An 18832-nucleotide genomic window follows, 5' to 3' on the forward strand; every position below is an offset into this window, starting at 1 on the left:
CGCCATGCTACTTCTCCATCTTGCAGAAATAGGCAAAGCCTAACCTGCTGGGTGAAGCAGCCGGTACATCCCATTAGAAGACATTGCGCACCCTGTCTGAATGCTGCACTCGCAGCCCGCTTACCGGACATTCGCCGCAAGCGCAAAATCTGCGGTCGGGTTAACTCACGGTCTGCGAACTTAGCCGCCATTGTGCGCAATATGACGAATGACTGGATTTGTTGCGGTGAGCCTGCACGATCTATATTGATGAGGTCCCAATCGATTGCGACATATCGATGTTTCCCTGATCACTGGAGGTTCTTGGTCGGAACTCAGTCTTGGAGATAGTGACTAGCATGCCAGTTTAGGTTGGGAGCAACTTCAGTGTCGCGACTTCACTGACCCTCTTTCGATAAATTTGGGTGCCAACGCGATGTTTTCTATCTCTTCCATGCCGTCCTTGATCATTGAGTTCATCAGCCTGACAGAACTTGCGACCAGCTGATTAATAGGCTGCCGAAGTGTTGTAAGCGAGAATTCTGGCAACGCAGCAATAGGAGTGTCGTCAAAACCGATAACAGAGAAATCTTTGGGAATCTCAAGGCCATAGTTCTGCCGCAGAGTGCTCATCACTTCGATAGCCATATAATCATTGGCCACGAAAAGCGCGTCCGGGCGCCCATCGGGATCGGCGAACATTTTCAGGGCCGCTTGTTTTGCAAGTTCCAGGTCAAAATGACCAACCTCATGGGAAAAGAGCGCCACTTCTTTGTCACGCAATTCAGCTTCGAACCCAAATTGCCTGTCTCTGCTGGTAGAGGATCCTTGCCAGCCAGACAGAAGAGAAATCCGCTTATGTCCCGTTTCCACAAAATGCCGCGCTGCAATGCGTCCACCTGCGACATTGTCGGTTGTCACGCTCGATATGCCCTCGTGATCTTGAAACCGATTGAACATAACGATTGGAATGTCGTGTTTCACACAAAACGCGCACAAGGTCGAAGACAGCTCCACTGACGCGGTGATGATCCCGTCCACTTGGTATTCCAGCAGCTCTGATACTGCTTCTGCCTCGCCTGTGTCCGTGCTGGGCATCATGAAAACCAAGGCGTGAAAACCCCGCTCCTGCAATTCAATGCATAGCTTTTCCAATGCCAGCGCATAGAATTGATTGTCTAGGTAGCTGAACAGCAATGCGACGATATTTGACCTTTGCGTGATCAAGGATCGTGCAATCGCATTGGGGCGATATCCCAGTTCATTAGCGGCCTGAAATATCTTCTTTTTTACATTGGCAGAGACACCTGACTGTGTCGGAACACGAGAAAATGCGCGGCTTACTGCAGACTGTGATACGCCCGCGTGCCGCGCAACATCGATGGATGTAACTTTCGTTCTTTTTACCAATAGCCCGTCCGTCGTAATCGTTCAGATCACCTTTGGTTGATTGCGGCCATCAGATCAACACCCAACTGTTTGAATGTGTCAACGTGGTCAACCATGACCCAGTTCTCTTTGAGTTTGCCATCAACGACGGACCAGAAGTCGGAAAAGCGCATTTTCACAGGCAGGCCAGTTGGCGCAAGACCCAGATACTCACCTTTCTGGTGACCTGTTAAATAGCCCGTACCTGCGATCCAATTTTCATCCGCAAACTCGATCTCATGGCTGACGTGGTAGTCTGGGAAGGCTTTATAGAAATCGGCCAGTACTTCATACTTGAAGCGATCACGCCCGTGTACATCCCCAAAACCGGGAGGGCCGTGCCAAATCATATCTTCATGCCAATACTGATCGTGGGCTTCCAAATCCTGCGCATTCAAAGCGACATACATGTTTTGGATCAGGGTGAGGTTGGACGCGACAGACATTGATTATCCTTTCACAGCGCCGGCTGTCATACCGGAGACAATTTGTTTTTGAAAAACGAACACCAGAATGATGATCGGGATGGTAATGGAAACGGCCCCCGCAATGCCGTGCATCAGGCGGGCGACGCTTTGGTTTTGCCCCATGTAGCTGCCCAAGGCGGCGGTCATGGTGGACATGTCACCATTCATCAGCTGGCTGGAAATCAGGAAATCATTGTAAGCGAGCAAGAAGCAGAACAAGCCGGCCGTCACAATGCCTGGCCACATCACAGGCACAATCACTTTATAGAACGCCTGCCACCTGTTGCAGCCATCGACCAATGCGGCCTCGTCTAGCTCTTGTGGAATATTCATGAAGAACGCGCGCAGCATCCAGATGGCGAAAGGCTGATTGATCGCCACCAACACAATGATCAGTGTTTCATAACGGCTCCAGATGCCAAGCTCGAAAAACGCAGGCCTGTAGGCGGTCAGCAGCACAACGTGCGGCATCGCCCGAAAAACCATAGCCGCCATCAGCAACCAGAACCCGATGGAGCCACGATAACGCGATAACGCATATGCCGCGAGACTGGCCATTGTCAGGGAAACCACAACTGTCAGCGCCGTCACAACAGTTGTGTTCAATGCATACCGCCAAAACCCGTCCTCAACCCAGATGTAGCGAAAATTCTCAAGCGTCATGGGCGCGAACAGTTTGGGCGGCGTTGAAAACGCATCAACTGGCGCGCGAAGTGAGATCACGAACATCCAAAAGAAAGGGAGCAGCGCAACAAAGAACCAGAACCATAGCCCTAGGCCAAATATGGAGCGCGTAACGATGTGAAGCTTTGCGGGTTTCATTTGCCAGCTTTCTGATCTTTGAAAGTCTTGATCATGATCGGGATCAACAGAACGATGACGCCCAATACAGTCAGGATCGCATAAGCTGCGGCCTTGTGGATGTTGTCTTCGAACACCAGCGTGTAATAGGTCAGGTACTGCACCGAGTTGGCAAAGACGCGTGACCCAAAGACTAGGATTGGCTCAAACACGCGGTAGCTGTCCATGATGTGGATCAGTGCGATCACGGCGAACAGCGGTGACAGATGTGGAATGACGATGTAGCGCACACGTTGCCAGGGAGATGCCCCGTCAATGATCGCCGCTTCGATTGGATCGTCTGGCACGGTCTGGAGGCCGGCGTAGAGAATGATGAATGCAAAGGGAGCCGCATACCACACGCCATAGGCAACGATAACCGCACGGATCGTGAACTGATCGGCGAGGAAATAGAACTTTCCGATGCCCATCGCCTCCAAGCTGGCCGCGATCACGCCTCCGTCTACAAACAGCCAGTAGACCGCCAATGAGGAAACAACGGGTGTCACAATCATCGGCAGCAAAGTGACAAAGACCACCGGCCCACGAAGCCGTTCCGTTAATCGGTTGGTCGCTAACGCAAGGCCAAAGCCGAGGATGATGATGATCGGTGTCGTCAGAAACGTATAGATCAGGGTGAATTCCAATGCCGACCAGAAATCGACATCTCGGACTTCGTCAAAAAGCGCTTTGATAAAGGATCGCGGCGTTTCAAGTTCTTGATCTGCTTTGAATGCAGCGCTCAACCCCTCAGTATCGATCGCGTTCTTCAGGTTTTGTGCGCCGACATATTCCCAAACCTGAATCCCATTTCCGTTATCATCCAGGACCGGTTGGGGTACATTGCGTATGACTTCGCGAGTCTTGCCACCAAACAGCGGCACTTCGGTTTTGACCTCTTTGATCTCCATCTGCGTGTAGGATTGATGTAGCGACAGATAGATGATCGCGACGAGTGGCAACGCAATCAGGATCAGCATCGACATGACGGATGGCGCAACGAAAGAAAAGAAAGTTGATCGTCTCATGTCGAAATCCTGCAAATGAGGTTCGGTGCCAGCCAAGGTAGGCATGCAAGTGGCTGGCACCAGGGAGAAGGTCTTACTTAAGCAGACCTTGCTCTTTTGCGGCAGCGCGATACGCTTTTGTAGCGTCTGCCAGCGACTCTTCTGCGCTCTCTTTACCGACAATGAAGTCAGCGATGTTTTCACCCAAGGCACCGTGCGCCAATGATGCCTGCGGGTTCATCGGGTAAGGTGGGGCGCCATTCACTACGGTATCGGTAATCGCTGTCGTATATTCTCCCGGTTCATATGCTGAGCGGATCCAGAGGGTGATGTCGTTATTTGCCTTTACAGTCTCCTCACGCATGGCATGCATCAGGACCTGAAAAGTAAGGTCTGGGTCACCATCAAGGTTCTTGGGAATGACATAGCCGTCCCACCAAAACGTGGAGGCAGGGGCCCCACCAGCGGCCATTGCCGGCGCAGCTGCAAATCCGATCTTGCCGACAACGGTGCTTTCATTTTCGTCATCCATTGCAGAGGCTTCATTGCCCCACAGGATAGCCATCGCGACGTCGCCTTGCTGCAGTTGGCGTTTCACATCGCCAAAGTCCATGGACATAGCGTTAGGCGACATGAATTTGTAAAGTTTGCCCATCATTTTCAAAGCGGCGATTGCTTCGGGTGTCTCAAACGTGGATTCTGAAGTCGCAGGGTCAAACAATGTGCCACCATTGGCCAACAGCAAATTGACATACTCATTTGCCAGCTCCCAGCTATTGCCAAACGCGGCGCCATAGGGGTGTTCGATCCCGGCGGCTTTCAGCTTTTCGCCGGCAACCAGCAACTCATCCCAAGTTGTAGGGACGGCAACGCCGTGCTCTTCAAAGATATCCTTGCGGAAGAACAAATGCTGCGCGTTGACCATGAATGCAATCGCGGCAACGTCATCACCGAATTTGATCAACATACCGTCTTCGATATTGTACTTATCGCGGTACTTCTCGACCAGATCGTTAAGCGGGCGCAACTGGCCTTTAGCCTGAAGCAGAGTGATAGAGCTGTTGGCCACCGCCGCTGCATCAAATGGCGACGTGGCCGCAGTAAATGCTTTGCTTGTCTCTTCTTTGTGGTCGGTCGTAAGTTTGGTGTCGATAATCAGACCATCGTTACCACAGGTCTTCATTTCGTTTGCCAAAACTTCCAGTGCTTCAAAGAAATTGGAAATGACGTTCACTTCGCCGGTTCCCTCGATGGAACATTCGGCGGCAGCGCCGATTGGGGCCAGCGTCAACGCCGTAGCCATTAAGATTTGTTTGAGTTTCATGATTTCCTCCCTGTGGAATTTTCTAGCGCTTAAGTGTCGCCAAGGATCTGCATTAGGATCCCGAACTCATTAAATACCGTCCATTCTTTCTGGACCTTGTTGTCGTGAATATGCCATTGGGTAATTCCCCAGATGTGCGCCTCTTTTCCGGTCGGCTCGCCATAAGGGCCATTGCCGCGATGGGCACCAACGCCCCCCCAACGGATCGAAACAAGGTAGCCATCTTTTGCGTTGCCCATCCAATAGATGTCATCGACCGACACCTTGATGTTGGGGAACATCGCAATCATCGACATCACATGAGAGCGCATTTGCCCGACACCGCGATAGACACGGCTGGTTGATCCCTCAAACACAACATCCGGTGCATAGACGGCATCCATCGCCGCAAAGTTTCGGCGGTTCCACATATTTTCAAACGCTGCGTGAATGAATTCTCGTACATTGCCATCCACCACATCTGGAATGGATTGCCGTTCAGGAAACGCTTGACCGGCCAAGCGGGCTGGATCACTGGCCGCAAAGTTTGGCGCAAAGGGGCCTTGAACACGCTGCGCCGCTGCGCGCTGTGCAGTCTCGCGGACATCATATCCCATTTGCTGGATCAAAGCAGCGGTGTCATAGGCCACGTGTTCGTCATAGATTTCGTTTTCGCGAGCCACACAATTTGCGATGCAGAACAAGCGCAGAGGTTTGTTTGTTGGTGGGCCAAACCGGGAATACCCGGTGTTTGTGCCAAGGATCATTGTTCGGTGAGACGTGTGAAAGCTAACCTCGTCATTGCCGGCCCAGATCACCTCATCCGCGACCAGACGAACGTCGGGAATGGCGTTATTGGTATGTACGGTGTCAGCAACGATCTTATCGCGTCCATATTGAAGGCCTACATCATCCCAGACGCGGCAGTCATGGCTATAGGTGTCGTAGATATAGCCGATGTCCTTTTCCTCCCAGATCTGGTGGGTGATGCGGACGATGTAATCAACGATGTTTTTGAATTTTGGTTCAAACCCGCGCATGGATTGTGTGGCCAGATGGTCGGGTTCTTTGGCCAAGAATTCCCGCGTGCCGCCTCTTCGATACTCCTCCAACGAAATGGAAAAGTCGGTCGGCATATGCGCGTCTTCCAGTGGGCTGAATCTGATATGGGTTCCTGAAGACTCGGCGTGACGGCCCGACTTCTTAGGGTGATCGGTAACCGATTTTGGCGCGGCTTCGCTTTTCTGGGTCACGGCTGCTTCTTTCATGATTATTCGCATACGTATGCTTGCAAATCAAGCTGACGTTGGTCAAGCGAAAATTTTTTGAGTCAAACATTGCAGCGAGAAACCGAACATTCTTCATGATTTCAGGCCCTCCACGCGAGAACTCCATTGACGAGAGCAATTTCCCGAGAACATTGTTCGCATACCTATGCGGAAAGGAATCACTATGAGCCACCTAAAAGACGCGAAATCCCTGATTTTAGAGTTCTACAAAGATCTTGACGCGGCCACCCCAGAAGAAGCTGCTCAGATTCTACAACGATACACCGCATCCGATTATAGATGGCGCGGTTCATACCCTTTTGACGAACTTAACGGCGCAGAGGCGGTCGCAGAGGCGTTCTGGGCACCGTACAAACGCGCCTTTTCTCCAATACAGCGGCGCGAGAACATATTCTTCGCTAGCCAAAATCGGCTTGATGGTGAGGCGACAACCTGGGTTTGTTCAATGGGTCATATGCTTGGCCATTTTCACACCCCTTGGATTGGAATCACGCCCAACCACAAGATGACGTTTCTGCGCTATTGTGAATTTCACTGCATCGAAAACGGGAAAATTCAGGAGTCTGCACTCCACATTGATATCATGGGGATCCTGCTGCAAGTCGGCAGTCGTGTGATCCCCGAGGCCACCGGCTTTGTCACCGTTACACCCGGCCCGCAAACACAGGACGGACTGCTACTGACAGAACAGGAACCTGACGAAGGCAAGGCGACCCTCGATCTGATTGAACGGATGATCACACGTCTTATCGATACCGGTGTCAAAACTACAATCGAAGACCTCAAGCTGGACTGGCGCGATGACATGCTGTGGTGGGGTCCCGCAGGGATCGGTGCCTCGTACACACAGCAAGGATATCTGAAGGGACATACCCGCCCTTTTGAAGATGGACTCGAGTTCATTCGACACAACGGCCATATCGTCCGTTTGGGCGAGGGGAATTATGGCGGGTTCTTCGGGTATCCAAGCATGACCATGCGGGCCACTGGCGGCTATATGGGACTGACCTCTGACGGGGACAAACTTGCCGATATGAGGATCGTGGACCTTTATCGCAGAGATGGTGACAGACTGGCCGAAAACTGGATTTTCATTGATCATCTTTGGTTTCTCAAACAACTGGGTGTCGATCTCTTGCAGCGACATATTGACATGACAGCCCCGGTTGAAAGGTTCGCCTAGGCAGGAGGGCAATCAAATGGCAAATAGCGTGAACGCCACCGAGGCTTTGGCATTGAAGTCCCTGATCGAGCCCTATCGCGCTGCTCTGTTTGATTTTGATGCCAGACAGGCGCTGTCCGCGATTGAGCATCTGGCGGCACCAGATGTGCAACTTCGGATGTGCTCGCCCTTTGGCGAGTTTTCTGACCCTCGTTGCTTTTTTGAGGCGACCTACGGCGCGCTATCAAAAGCGATGCCCGATCTGGAGTGTCGTGATTACATCAGGATTTCGGGCAGTTCTCAAAGCGACCAAACATGGGTCGGGATCATGGGCAATATTTTGGGCACATTTTCTGCCCCATTTTTGAACATCCCACCGACCGGCCATCTGGCGTATATGCGCTATCATGAGTTCTACCGTTTCAACGAACGGCGTATCGTTGAAGTGCAGGCAATATGGGACCTTCCAGAGCTGATGATGCAGGCCCAGGCTTGGCCATTGGCACCAAGTCTGGGCCGCGAATGGTGTGTTCCCGCTCCGTCTTCTCTAGATGGCATTCAGTATTCCAATGCTGACCCGGCGCAATCTGCCGCGGCCTTATCCATCGTCGAAGAGATGCTTGAGCAAATGAAAAGTTACCCGGCAAATGGCGGGCCAGAAACCATGCAACTCGAACGCTTCTGGCACCCTAAGATGAACTGGTACGGCCCGTCGGGCATTGGCTCTTCGCGCGGCTTCGATGGATTTACTGACAGGCATATGCGGCCATGGGTCGATGGCATGCCAAACTGGAGCGAGCAGGACTTCCAAAACCTATGCCATTTCTTCGCTGATGGAAGCTACGTTGGCGAAACAGGCTGGCCAGCAATGCGGCAGACATTGGTTGCAGGCGGTTTTCTGGGGATTCCTCCAACGGGTCAAACACTTGATATTCGTGGCCTTGATTTTTGGAGATTGGATGGAGGGCTCATTCGCGAGAATTGGGTCATGGTCGACCTGATCCATATGCATGAACAACTGGGTGTTGATGTGTTCGCCAGAATGCGGCAGGTTTCTAACACAGCGGGTCGCTAACAATTTGCATGGCACCCGAGGCGTTAATAGCGTTTGGAGTTATCGCACTGGATTTTGCCGTTTCAGATGGGAGACCATTTTCCTCGTCATACTGTATTCGTGCCCAGCAAACCGAGCGATATCTAAAAGCGGAGCATCAAAGCGGTTATTCGTCCAATACGCAGCAGCCGGTACATACATGGGCTCTTTGCGGCCGTTAGAACGAATGCAGCATCTTGTGGGCGGGATCGAAGCGCAACGATTAGGACGGCCCAAAGCTGCCGCTGACGGGTGAGCCCAGATGCTGCGGTCGCAGCCCGCATAGCGGACCTTCGCGCAGCGTGCAGCATTTCCACAATGCGTATGACCGGGTCGCGGGACACCAAGTTACCGTCTGATCGAGCTGCTCAAAGGCCCGGTTTTTTTGATTTCTTGGGTAAGTGTGTCTAGCATTTCGGCAGGATGTATTTTGAGAGCTAAGCCATGTCTGATCCATATTCTGATCTTGGCGCACAAGACACTGCGCTTCAGGAACGTATAGCAGCGGCGATGGAAGCCCGTTGCCTTGAGCCCGCACAGGTCGCAATTCGCAAGGCCTACTTGAGTGACCTAAAGCTCCCGAGCGATGCGCGTGCGTTGGAACTCGGGTCCGGCACAGGCCACGTAACCAAGGACCTACTGGACCTTGCTGGCGCGAAAACAGCGCATGGGCTGGAACCTTCACCGGTGATGGTTGAACGGGCGAAAAAGAGCTTTGGAAATGATACACGGCTCAGCTTCGACATCGGTGATGCAAAGGACACGGGGTTTGAGGACGCCTCATTCGACCTGGTTTTGATGCATACCTTGCTGTGTCACGTGCCCGGCCCTGAAGCTGTTGTGCAGGAAGCTTTCCGCATCCTGAAGCCGGGCGGTGTGTTGGCGATTTGCGACGGCGATTACGATACCGCGACGGCACAGATTGCAGATTTCGATCCGCTAGATCAACTTATTCGGTTCATGATCAATCAAAACGTCACCAACCTTTGGATCATGCGACAAGTCTCCGGCATACTCGCCAAGACGGGCTTTCAACTTGGGGCACGAAAGGGGCATGGATACGTCGCCGAAGCAGAAGCGACATACTTCTTGACTGTCATAGACCGAGGTGCCGACCGTATGATCGAAGAACGTGTTCTGTTTCCCGAAACAGCAGAGGCGTTGAAGGCCGAGGCACGACGCCGGGTGGCTGAGAAGACCTTCTTCGGCTTTATGTCTTACGTAAGCCAGATTGCGACAAAGCCATAGACAACTCAGCATTCACTTAGACCGGACTTTCGATCGCGGCGCAGCGCTTGACAGAGTGGGCTCTTCGCGGTCAACGAAGGCGGCGCAGGATCCCGCAACCAAGCGGGCTGAATCACGGATGAGGCGGCCCTGAGCTGCCATCCACACTGCCAACTATATGCTGCGGTCGCAGCCCGCTTTGCGGTCATTCGCTGCAAACGCAAAATCAGAAAAAGGGCGAACTCACATTCTGCGGGGCAAGGCGAACATTGGCGTTTGCAATTAGAACGTCCGCTTCGTGATCTTTGAGTTGAACCAAAGAATTTCAATTGCCCTGATCGGCCTGCGAAGCAAAACGCCAGCTCGGTGAAATTTTGTTCAGTTATGAAGAGTTGGGATTGGTCAGCGAGCGGGTTTCAGGTGTGCGATCTGGGAAGATCAAACCTGTCGATCAGGTAGCATTGCACATCTGCGGGGGCTTCAATGCGGCGTACTATGCCTTGCCCTTTTTCGCTTAACCCAGCGGAAAAAGCATCATCACCATTCGGCAGCACAATTTGCGGGCAGGATTGGTTTTCGCCCACGTGTTTGGCCATTTCCCCACGCGGTCGCGCAAAATCGACATAACGAACATCGAGGTTTTGGCGCACTTCGGGGAACATTGCCAGCAGCCCTTCGATCGGGGAACATTGCGGGCAAAAGAAGAGCTGATCGCCGTGCTTGGGGTCGGCGAATTTCGACTTCAACAGGTAAAGGATGGTGTCGGCCACGGTGGCTCCTGTCATTGGTGGCGCAGGGTGGATCAGGTCAGGTATTCGGTGATTTCCCGGACGGCCTGACGCGCGGTCTTGGTGACGCCATAGGTCGTGGCCGAGGCATAGCCCGTCCAGCCGCCATAGCCAACCAACCAGAGCCCAGCAACGTCCAGCGCACGCGGGCCTCCGTCGGTGCGCGCCTTGCCATCCTGGACCGGCAACATGGGTTGGAGATGTGCAAGGTTGGGCTGAAAGCCGGTGCACCAGATGATCGCGTCGAAGTCACGCGTTGAGTCGTCAGGCCAGACACCGCCAGATGCGGTCAGCCGGGTGAACGGGCGCACAGCGTGCAAAACGTCGCCTCGCGCACGCGCATCACGGACGCTTTCGACCATTACAATGCTGCCGAGTGAGAACCGCGATGTGTCCACCGTGGGTTTGTCACCGGACTGTGTCTGCGTGAACCGTTGCGTGGCGACGCCAAAGATGTGTCGCCCGTCGACGTCATCGGGATTAAAGCGCGGCTCTTCCGGCGTAATCCAGAGCGTATCCGCCGTTTGCGAGACTTCGGCCAAGATCTGTGCAGCGGAGTTGCCTGCCCCGACGATGGCCACGCGGCGGCCAGCAAATGGTGTGGGATTGCGATAATCCGCCGAATGGATTTGCACGCCTTCAAAGGTGTTACGACCATCATAGTCCGGCAGGAAGGGCGACTGGGCCGTGCCTGTGGCGCTGACGACCACGCGGGCCGAATAGGTCCCTTTGTCGGTCTGGACCGCAAGACCGTCATCTGTCTTGCTGACCTGTCTCACGCGTACGGGGCGTTCGATCGGTAGATCATAGCGAGTTTCATACGCTGCCAGGTAGCTGATGAATTCATCCTTGTGGGGGTATTCATCCTCGCCTTGCGGCATTTGCCATCCAGCGATGGAGCTGTAATCCACCGGCGAGAACAGGCGCAGCGAGTCCCAGGTCCTGGTCCAGGATCCGCCCGGTTTGTCACTGTCGTCAAGGATCACGAAACGCAGTCCGGTTCGGCGCAGGAAATAGGCGGGGGACAGTCCGGCCTGTCCCCCGCCGATGATGATAATGTCGAACGTCTTGTTCGTCATCCCAATTGGTCCGTTCGTGGTCAGTGGGTCATTCCGCGGAAAGTCAAAGTTCGGCGCGCCCGCCATCAATGACCATTTCGGCCCCGAGCATGTAGCTTGACGCGTCACTTGCCAGAAAAAGAACGGCTGCGGCAATATCGTCCGGTTTTCCCATGCGGCCTGCGGGCACTTGTTCACCGATACGGGCCACATAAGCGCGGAAGTGTTCATCGGTTTCATCCGGGCCCCGGTGGATCGGCGTCTCGATCGTACCGGGGCTCACGCAGTTCACACGGATTGCACGACCCACAAGTTCTGCAGACATCACGCGTGCGAAAGACCGCACCGCAGCCTTGGACGCTGACAAGAGCGCCTTCTTTGGGGTGCCGATCTGGTTCAGCCAGGATGTGTTGAGGATGATCGACGCGCCTTTGTTCAACAACGGAAGCACTGATTGGACGGAGAAAAACGTGCCTTTCACGTTCACGTCCATCAGTCGATGGTACATCTCTTCATCGGTTTGACCCAGCGGCGTGTTGAATGCAACGCCGGCATTGGCGAACAGAATATCCAATGTTCCAAAGGATGCGCCGATCTCAGATTGCATCCGGTCCAGATCATCCAGCTTGCTGACGTCCGCCTGAATGGCGATGGCATCACCACCCAACATCCGGACTGCCGCATCAAGTTTGGCGGCGTCTCGACCGGTAATCGCGACGCGCGCGCCGTTTTCCTGCAGAACCCTGGCTGTTTCAAAACCGATGCCGCTGGAACCGCCGGTCACCAGCGCTGTTTTGCCGTCAAGCATGGTGCTGTCCTTTGCGAATGTGGCCGCCCCTGCCGGGACGGCCACGATGATTGCCGCCTAGCAGCAGGTGTTTGTTGAGGCGTCAATAGAAGACGCTGGGTCTTGCGAGGAGGCTTCATCCAGCACCGCCTTGAACCGTTTGAGCGCGTCTTGGATATCCGCGCGCGGGGCGGCGATGTTGATGCGGATGAACCGGGTGGCCGTATTATCGAACCATGTGCCCGGTGTGGCCCCGAAGCCTGCTTCGCCTAATTTGGCCTTGAGCGCGTCGCCTTCGAGCCCGGTATCCGTGCAATCCAGCCAGACCTGATAGGTGCCTTCGACCGGTGACATTTGCACGCAAGGTAAATCGCGGGCCAGAAACGCGCCAATCCAGTCGACGGTGCCTTGCAGATAGGTCAGCAGCTCATCGACCCATGCGTCGCCCTTTTCATAGGCTGCAATGGTGGCAAATGTGGTGAACGCATTGCCATGGCCGAGATACATCGCGTCTTCGACGTGTTTCATCCGTTTCAGGATGTCCTTATTTTCGGTGTAGATGTAGCCGTTCGAGATGCTTTGCATGCCAAAGGTCTTGGCAGGGGACCCCAGCACCGCGACGTGCCGCTGGTTGTCCAGAGACGACAGGCTGGTAAAGCGGTTGTCGCCATAAAGGATGTCAGCATGGATTTCGTCACTGATGATCGTCACACCGTGACGTTCGGCAATTTCGACAACCTGTGCGAGTTCTTTGGCCGTCCAGACCCGGCCAACCGGATTATGCGGGTTGCACAGCAACATCAGCTTGACGTTATCGGGGGTCAGCTTGGCCTCAAGATCGGCATAGTCCATCCGGTAGTGGCCGTCGTCGTTGATCAGCGACGACTTGATAACCTCACGCCCGGCAGAGCTGATGATCTTGCCAAACTGATGGTAGGCGGGGACCTGGATCAGGACGCCATCGCCCTTGTCTGACAGCTCTCGGATCAGCAGGGAAATCGCCGTCAACACGCCGGGGAACGGCACGAAGTTCTTGGGGTTCAGCGTCAGATCGTGACGGCGGGCGAACCAGCCAGAGATGGCGGAAAAGATGCCTTCTGAATTGAATTCATAGGCAAATTGGCCACGTTCGGCGACGTATTTCAGGGCCTCTTTGATCGGGTCGGCGATGGGCAGGTCCATATCAGCCACCCAGAACGGGGTGACCTGATCGGTGCCGTAGAACATCTTGAGATAGTTCGGATTGTGCCGGACGAAGGTGTCCCCGGTTTTTGTGGGGGCGGTGTCAAATATGCTCATGTCTTTGTCCTGTCCCAGTGTTCAGCAGCACATTTCCAGCGGCGAGCTGTCGCTGAATTCGCGGCTTTTGGCGGCAGCGCCGCGGCCCAGGAAGGTCTGGTCGGACAGGTAGAAGTCCGAGAAATCCGCGACGAAGTCGGGTGCGACTGATTTGGCGGGAAGACCCGATTGCATGATGTTGGTCTGCCATGACTTGAGCCTGGGCCGGTTGCCAAGGAAGTCATGACCGCTTTTCTGTTCGATGATGCAGGCACGGTGCAGCAGCACCAGCCAGGCCACATCGACCATGCCGATGTCGTCACCGGCAAAGAATTTAGTGTCGCCCAACTGTGCCTCGACCGTGTCGAAGGCCTTGTTCAGCTTTTGGCTGCGTTCGGTCAGGATGTCCTGATCGGCGCTGCGCTGTGCGCCGCATTGGGGCAGGTAGTGTTTGGTGGCCAGATAGCTCCACGCACGTTCGCGTGCCTTTTCCACGGGTGTCAGGCCTGCACGCAGCGGGGCGTAGGCTTCTTCGATGTATTCCACGATCGCGTCGCTTTCAAAAAGCGCCTCGCCCTCGTTGGTGATCAACAGGGGCACCTGTGCGTTGGGTGAGATGTCCAAAAACCACTGGGGTTTGTTGCTGAGGCTGATGAATTCGAGGTCATACGCGATGCCCTTGGCTTCGAGCAGGGCAGTGACACGCTGGACAAAGGGGCAGATTTTGAAGCTGACAATTTTCATGATGGGTCCTTTTCGATAGTTCGATGCATCGAGCATCAATGTGTATTGGCAAATTTTTTAAGGGCAGGTCGCGCAGGAGCAGTCCTGAAGGCAGCGTGTGATCTTCATCCATTCGGCCAAGGCGACCTGGAAGGCCTGACGTCCCTTGTCGGTCACCGCGTAGATCTTGCGTTCCCGGCCCGAGACGATTTCGGATTTGAAGGTGACATAGCCACCTTCGGTGAACTGCTTGAGCACCGGATAGATCGTGCCTTCACGCGGGGTGCAGCAGCCATCGGTGCGCCGTTCAACAGATTTGGCGATGTCGTAGCCATGCAATTCCTCATCCTGCAGAACGCAAAGAATGAAGAACTTTGACAGGCTCATCTTAATCGTATTGCCCCAATAGTCGGGGTCGAGCAGGTTCGGTGTGTTGGCAATCTTGTTCATTCGGCTCACCTATACCTCGATCTTCGATGCGTCAAGGGGATTTTCCCCTGCCCGCACCTAATCCGACCAAAGCGAGCAAAGTCGCGATCTGTGCGCCAATCTGTATCTCTGAAACCTGATTAAAGTGACGGACAGCAATGCTTCGCGCATAGCCGTAAACCCCAAAGTTGCTATTGTCGTATTGCAGCGATGCAGTAGGTTCGACTCCCCGGACAGCTGATGCGGACGGCCCAATCCGGACCTTCGACTTACCTTTACGATGCAGCGGTGCGGTACGTCAGAGAAGACATTCGCTGCAATTGCAAAATATCGAACCATGAAGAATTCACAGGTCGCGGATCTTTGCGCCGTTGACTCGTGAGAAACAAGTGGTTGCCCATACGCAGAAAGCTGCTATTTGGCAAAATGATGGCTTTTCTAAATGAGGGAGAAATGTGCGAGGTACCGTCTCAGGTTCTGAAACGGACGGAAACCTGAAATCAGGGAATCATGCTTCTAGCGAGCGCCGCAGCAATTCAAGATCTTCAGCGATCTGAGCATCCCTCTGACCTAGTTCCTCTATCATTTTTATAGCCTTCCAAACGGTGGTGTGATCGCGCCCGCCAAAGCGACGACCAATCTCGGGCAGCGAGCGTGAAGTGAGCTGCTTGCACAGATACATCGCCACATGCCGGGGGCGGGAATAGCTGCGCAAGCGCTTGGGCCCGATCATGTCGCTGAGGCGGATGTTGTAGTGCTCCGACACTTTGCGCTGGATTTCTTCGACCGTGATCTTGCGCTCGGACGCGCGCAGTACGTCAGCCAGACAATCCTGGGTCAGATCCATGTCGATCTTGCGACCCACGAGGCTGGCAAAAGCAAAAAGCCGGGTCAACGCGCCTTCAAGGACACGAACGTTGGTCGAAATCCGATGGGCCAGAAACTCCAACACGCCCGGCTCGACAGTCAAGTCTGGATAGTTGTCCATCTGTTGCCCGACCTTCGACTGCAGGATGCCCAGGCGCAATTCGTAATCAGTCGGATGCATATCAACGATCAGGCCGGACTGAAAGCGCGACTTCACACGCTCTTCAAGGTCCCTGATCTCGCCGGGCGCGCGGTCAGCGGCGAGAATGATTTGCTTGTTTTGATCCACCAGCGCGTTGAACGTATGAAAGAACTCTTCCTGGGTGCTGTCCTTGCCAGCGATGAATTGGACATCGTCGACCATCAGTACGTCAACCGAGCGAAAAATGGATTTGAAATCCATCATCTTCCGATCCCGCAGCGCCTCGACAAAGAGGTACATGAACCGTTCAGCCGACAGGTACAGGACGTGCAGGTCCGGGCGGCGGCTTTGCAGCTCCCATGCGATGGCGTGCATGAGGTGCGTCCTACCCAAGCCAACGCCACCATACAGAAACAGCGGGTTAAAGGTCACAGGGCCACCTTCCGCCACTCGTAATGCGGCGGCATGGGCCAGTTCGTTAGGCTTGGCCACCACAAAACTGTCAAAGGTGAACCGCTTGTCCAGCTGAACTTGCAAATGCGGCTGTTCCGCGACTTGCGGCGCCTGTTCCTTCGCGGGCGCATCTACAGTAGAAGCGCGGATGTCCGAATTTGCTGCTACCGCAAAGCTAAGGCGCTGGATATCGTGATCTGCCGATTTCAGTTCATGCAAGATCAAATCAGAGAAATTTTGGCTGACATAGTTGCCCATGAAGTTGGTCGGCACATCAAAGGTAGCTATCCCGTCTTGCAGATTCCGGAACTTCAACGGCTCAATCCATGTCGTGTAGTTGTTTTGGCCCACTGCCTTGCGCAGGCTATCTTTCATTCCATGCCAGTCTGCAGGATAAAACTTCTTTTGGCGGGGTCTGCGTGGTCGCGCTTTTTTTGTCTTTTTGGGGCTATTGGGACTAGGCAACGCAGTATCACTGTTGTCGTCAAATTCATCAACTTTGATGTACCACTTCGGCAACACAGCCGGTTGCGATGAGAAAACTGCGCTCATCTGCTCTTCCGTAAATTTTGCAGTCTCCAAGTTTGCGCCTTTGAACGAGACCGTGGAGATATCGCTCTTAGTGAAGTCTACGCCGCTCCAGTCACCACGCTCAAAAAACACCGTTACGTCGCAACCAGCTTTACGCATAAGCTTGACAGGATCACTGACGTCGCCTTCCAAAATTTGTGCGACGATATCCGATTCCAGAGTGGATAAGACTAAGTCATTCATTCGCGTAGCGATGGCGCGCTTGACAGAACAAAGCGCCTCCGAAGACCCTGATCAATTATTCTATTTCGCAACACTTGCGCCACAAGTCGTTCCCGAACGGTTTCGTCCTGTTTGTTCGAGATCTTTTGTGGCTCGGCGAGCTTCACATCGGGAAAAACATCACCTTGCCCGACCGAGACAGCAACTCGCACAACCTCGTTCGAGTTAGTCAGGTTACAAAGCTTAATGTTTTGTAGTCTGCATTGCAAAACTTCGGCGGGGTACGTTGGTTGAACACGCCATCTGTTGTGCTCATCGGGGTCAACGCTGAACGTCGCGCCAAGAAATGAGCCTTCCGAACAAGTCTCGTTGGATGCATGGTAAACCAAGGGTTCAATAGGACGGCCAGAAGCTACAGAAACCGATGCTTCGCGGATCAGGAACCTAACCGTTCCTATTCGAATGGCACCATCACTGTCCTTAGGATGACTTTTGGCGTCAGACAGAAAAATGTCCGATACAGATGACATTGAGAACGTAATCGTTTCAACAACCAATTCCGCTTTATCGTTAGATACTGCGGAGTCCCTGATACTGACCGGTCCAAGCGTAATCATCTCTGTCGCGTTTAACGGCTCCGATGATAAAAAGCCGTTTGATGTAATGTCCACTTCCGTCAGCATCCAAATTGCGCTACAGACATCAAATCTCTCCCTAAAAACATTACTGCTGCGACGGGCCCTCCAATTGGCCCACCCACTTCGAGTTCGTGGGATTTTTAACTTTTCTGGTTTTGCATCCCGCACCAAGTCAAGACTGTTTTTGACAGCGTCATAAAATTCGGCGTCTGAGTGTTTGCCGCTACCACGCTTAGCTCGACCGTGCATGCGACACCACCGTTCGAAAGCCTCCACCGCCTTGTCACGATGGGCTTGAACCATTCTGGTCGGATCGCTTTTTTCGTAACTTTGCTTGACCATACGTTTGCTAAAACAGCTTCTGGAAGTGTTTTGCAACGGAAAGCCGCGCCTCACGTGCATCTGTGAACATTACAGTGCGCCTTTGTACACCTAATGCCGCGGTACCATCTCATCCCTCGTTTCCCGTGAACACTTTGAAGGTGATGTCTATGCCACGACCTGAAACTAGAAGACGGAGACGAAAATGGCGAAAAATATCAAATGGGTTTTGATCCTATTGTCAATTCTGGTGCCGAAAATGGTGGACATCCAAATCCACATCGACATCGTTCCGAATTCCAGTTATCCCGCCGAAGTTAAGGGTACGAAATCCGAACAACATACTTGGGAGCAAGGTAGCTATTGATTACCCTGCCTGTCAGTCAACAAGTGAAAGTGGTTGGCGCATGTTCGGGACTGTGGCTGTTCTGGACGGAGTCAGCATCGAGGTAGTTCGGAAAATGGTCGGTCTGTGCTTCGCTGCCTACCCCCGAACTCCGCCTTTGCTAGTTTATTGTCGGCCACCAACTTACAGGAAGGGCACTTGGCTTTGTTAGGCATTACTCAATGTATGCGATGGGCCAGCTTGACCAAGGCAAGCGTGCGTTTCGCTGTGCAAGCATATCTTTGTGCAGAGCGCAGCATCGCCTGTTTTGGGCTCCAGAGCCGACTTCGAAGGCGGTGAAACATCGTGCACTACCCCTTCTAGACCTGACCGAGGAACGGCCCAAATGTATGTACCGGCTGCTGTTCGCAATTGATTTCTTCGCACGTTCTCGGAAGTCGCTCATATGTATCCG

The 18832-nt window shown here is 53.6% G+C and carries 18 protein-coding genes; 4 read left to right on the top strand and 14 right to left on the bottom strand.

Going from position 1 to position 18832, the window contains the following annotated elements; genetic code table 11:
* Positions 1–363 precede the first annotated feature (363 nt).
* The 6 genes from Q0802_RS23855 to Q0802_RS23880 all read right to left on the bottom strand — a co-directional run bounded on the left by Q0802_RS23855 (position 364) and on the right by Q0802_RS23880 (position 6292).
* The gene (locus Q0802_RS23855) at positions 364–1389 is read right to left on the bottom strand and encodes a LacI family DNA-binding transcriptional regulator (protein WP_298922470.1); all 1026 of its coding nucleotides are present in this window, start codon (positions 1387–1389) and stop codon (positions 364–366) included.
* Between the two features lie 26 nt (positions 1390–1415).
* Positions 1416–1853 (bottom strand): ester cyclase, encoded by a 438-nt coding sequence (locus Q0802_RS23860; protein WP_298922471.1) that lies wholly within the window; start codon positions 1851–1853, stop codon positions 1416–1418.
* Between the two features lie 3 nt (positions 1854–1856).
* A complete protein-coding gene (locus Q0802_RS23865) occupies positions 1857–2696 on the bottom strand; it encodes a carbohydrate ABC transporter permease (RefSeq protein WP_298922473.1) in 840 nt (279 codons plus the stop codon).
* Positions 2693–3742, bottom strand: coding sequence for a sugar ABC transporter permease (locus tag Q0802_RS23870; protein WP_298922475.1), 1050 nt, complete (start codon positions 3740–3742; stop codon positions 2693–2695). Before Q0802_RS23870 ends, Q0802_RS23865 begins: the two co-directional genes overlap by 4 nt.
* Before the next feature lie 73 nt (positions 3743–3815).
* A complete protein-coding gene (locus tag Q0802_RS23875) occupies positions 3816–5045 on the bottom strand; it encodes an extracellular solute-binding protein (protein WP_298922477.1) in 1230 nt (409 codons plus the stop codon).
* A 29-nt stretch (positions 5046–5074) separates the two neighbouring features.
* Complete coding sequence (locus tag Q0802_RS23880; protein ID WP_298922478.1) at positions 5075–6292, bottom strand: ester cyclase; 1218 nt, start codon at positions 6290–6292, stop codon at positions 5075–5077.
* A gap of 184 nt (positions 6293–6476) precedes the next feature.
* Here Q0802_RS23880 and Q0802_RS23885 point away from each other — a divergent pair, with 184 nt between their 5' ends.
* The 3 genes from Q0802_RS23885 to Q0802_RS23895 all read left to right on the top strand — a co-directional run bounded on the left by Q0802_RS23885 (position 6477) and on the right by Q0802_RS23895 (position 9816).
* A complete protein-coding gene (locus tag Q0802_RS23885) occupies positions 6477–7496 on the top strand; it encodes an ester cyclase (RefSeq protein WP_298922479.1) in 1020 nt (339 codons plus the stop codon).
* A 16-nt stretch (positions 7497–7512) separates the two neighbouring features.
* Positions 7513–8550 carry an ester cyclase gene (locus Q0802_RS23890; protein WP_298922480.1) on the top strand — a complete coding sequence of 346 codons (1038 nt, stop codon included), beginning with the start codon at positions 7513–7515 and terminating at the stop codon, positions 8548–8550.
* A gap of 462 nt (positions 8551–9012) precedes the next feature.
* Entirely contained in the window at positions 9013–9816 is an 804-nt protein-coding gene (locus Q0802_RS23895) for a methyltransferase domain-containing protein (protein ID WP_298922481.1), read from the top strand.
* Positions 9817–10211: 395 nt separating this feature from the next.
* Here Q0802_RS23895 and Q0802_RS23900 read toward each other — a convergent pair whose 3' ends face one another.
* The 8 genes from Q0802_RS23900 to Q0802_RS23935 all read right to left on the bottom strand — a co-directional run bounded on the left by Q0802_RS23900 (position 10212) and on the right by Q0802_RS23935 (position 18053).
* Complete coding sequence (locus Q0802_RS23900) at positions 10212–10565, bottom strand: DUF3088 family protein (protein ID WP_298922482.1); 354 nt, start codon at positions 10563–10565, stop codon at positions 10212–10214.
* Positions 10566–10597: 32 nt separating this feature from the next.
* Positions 10598–11662 (bottom strand): ArsO family NAD(P)H-dependent flavin-containing monooxygenase, encoded by a 1065-nt coding sequence (locus tag Q0802_RS23905; protein ID WP_298922483.1) that lies wholly within the window; start codon positions 11660–11662, stop codon positions 10598–10600.
* Between the two features lie 43 nt (positions 11663–11705).
* Positions 11706–12449 carry an SDR family oxidoreductase gene (locus tag Q0802_RS23910; protein ID WP_298922484.1) on the bottom strand — a complete coding sequence of 248 codons (744 nt, stop codon included), beginning with the start codon at positions 12447–12449 and terminating at the stop codon, positions 11706–11708.
* Positions 12450–12506: 57 nt separating this feature from the next.
* Positions 12507–13727: an aminotransferase class I/II-fold pyridoxal phosphate-dependent enzyme gene (locus Q0802_RS23915; RefSeq protein WP_298922485.1), complete on the bottom strand. Its 1221-nt coding sequence runs from the start codon at positions 13725–13727 to the stop codon at positions 12507–12509.
* A 21-nt stretch (positions 13728–13748) separates the two neighbouring features.
* Positions 13749–14450 carry a glutathione S-transferase family protein gene (locus Q0802_RS23920; protein WP_298922486.1) on the bottom strand — a complete coding sequence of 234 codons (702 nt, stop codon included), beginning with the start codon at positions 14448–14450 and terminating at the stop codon, positions 13749–13751.
* 57 nt (positions 14451–14507) lie between these two features.
* Positions 14508–14879, bottom strand: a complete 372-nt coding sequence (locus Q0802_RS23925; RefSeq protein WP_298922487.1) for a PadR family transcriptional regulator — start codon at positions 14877–14879, stop codon at positions 14508–14510.
* A gap of 487 nt (positions 14880–15366) precedes the next feature.
* Entirely contained in the window at positions 15367–16695 is a 1329-nt protein-coding gene (gene dnaA, locus Q0802_RS23930) for a chromosomal replication initiator protein DnaA (protein WP_298922491.1), read from the bottom strand.
* 395 nt (positions 16696–17090) lie between these two features.
* On the bottom strand, positions 17091–18053 hold the full coding sequence (locus Q0802_RS23935) for a hypothetical protein (RefSeq protein WP_298922488.1): 963 nt from the start codon (positions 18051–18053) through the stop codon (positions 17091–17093).
* Between the two features lie 184 nt (positions 18054–18237).
* Between Q0802_RS23935 and Q0802_RS23940 the strand changes: the two genes are divergently transcribed.
* Positions 18238–18399, top strand: coding sequence for a hypothetical protein (locus Q0802_RS23940; protein ID WP_298922490.1), 162 nt, complete (start codon positions 18238–18240; stop codon positions 18397–18399).
* The last annotated feature ends 433 nt before the right edge of the window (positions 18400–18832 follow it).

It is taken from the genome of uncultured Roseobacter sp., from assembly GCF_947495275.1.
Taxonomy (GTDB): domain Bacteria; phylum Pseudomonadota; class Alphaproteobacteria; order Rhodobacterales; family Rhodobacteraceae; genus Roseobacter.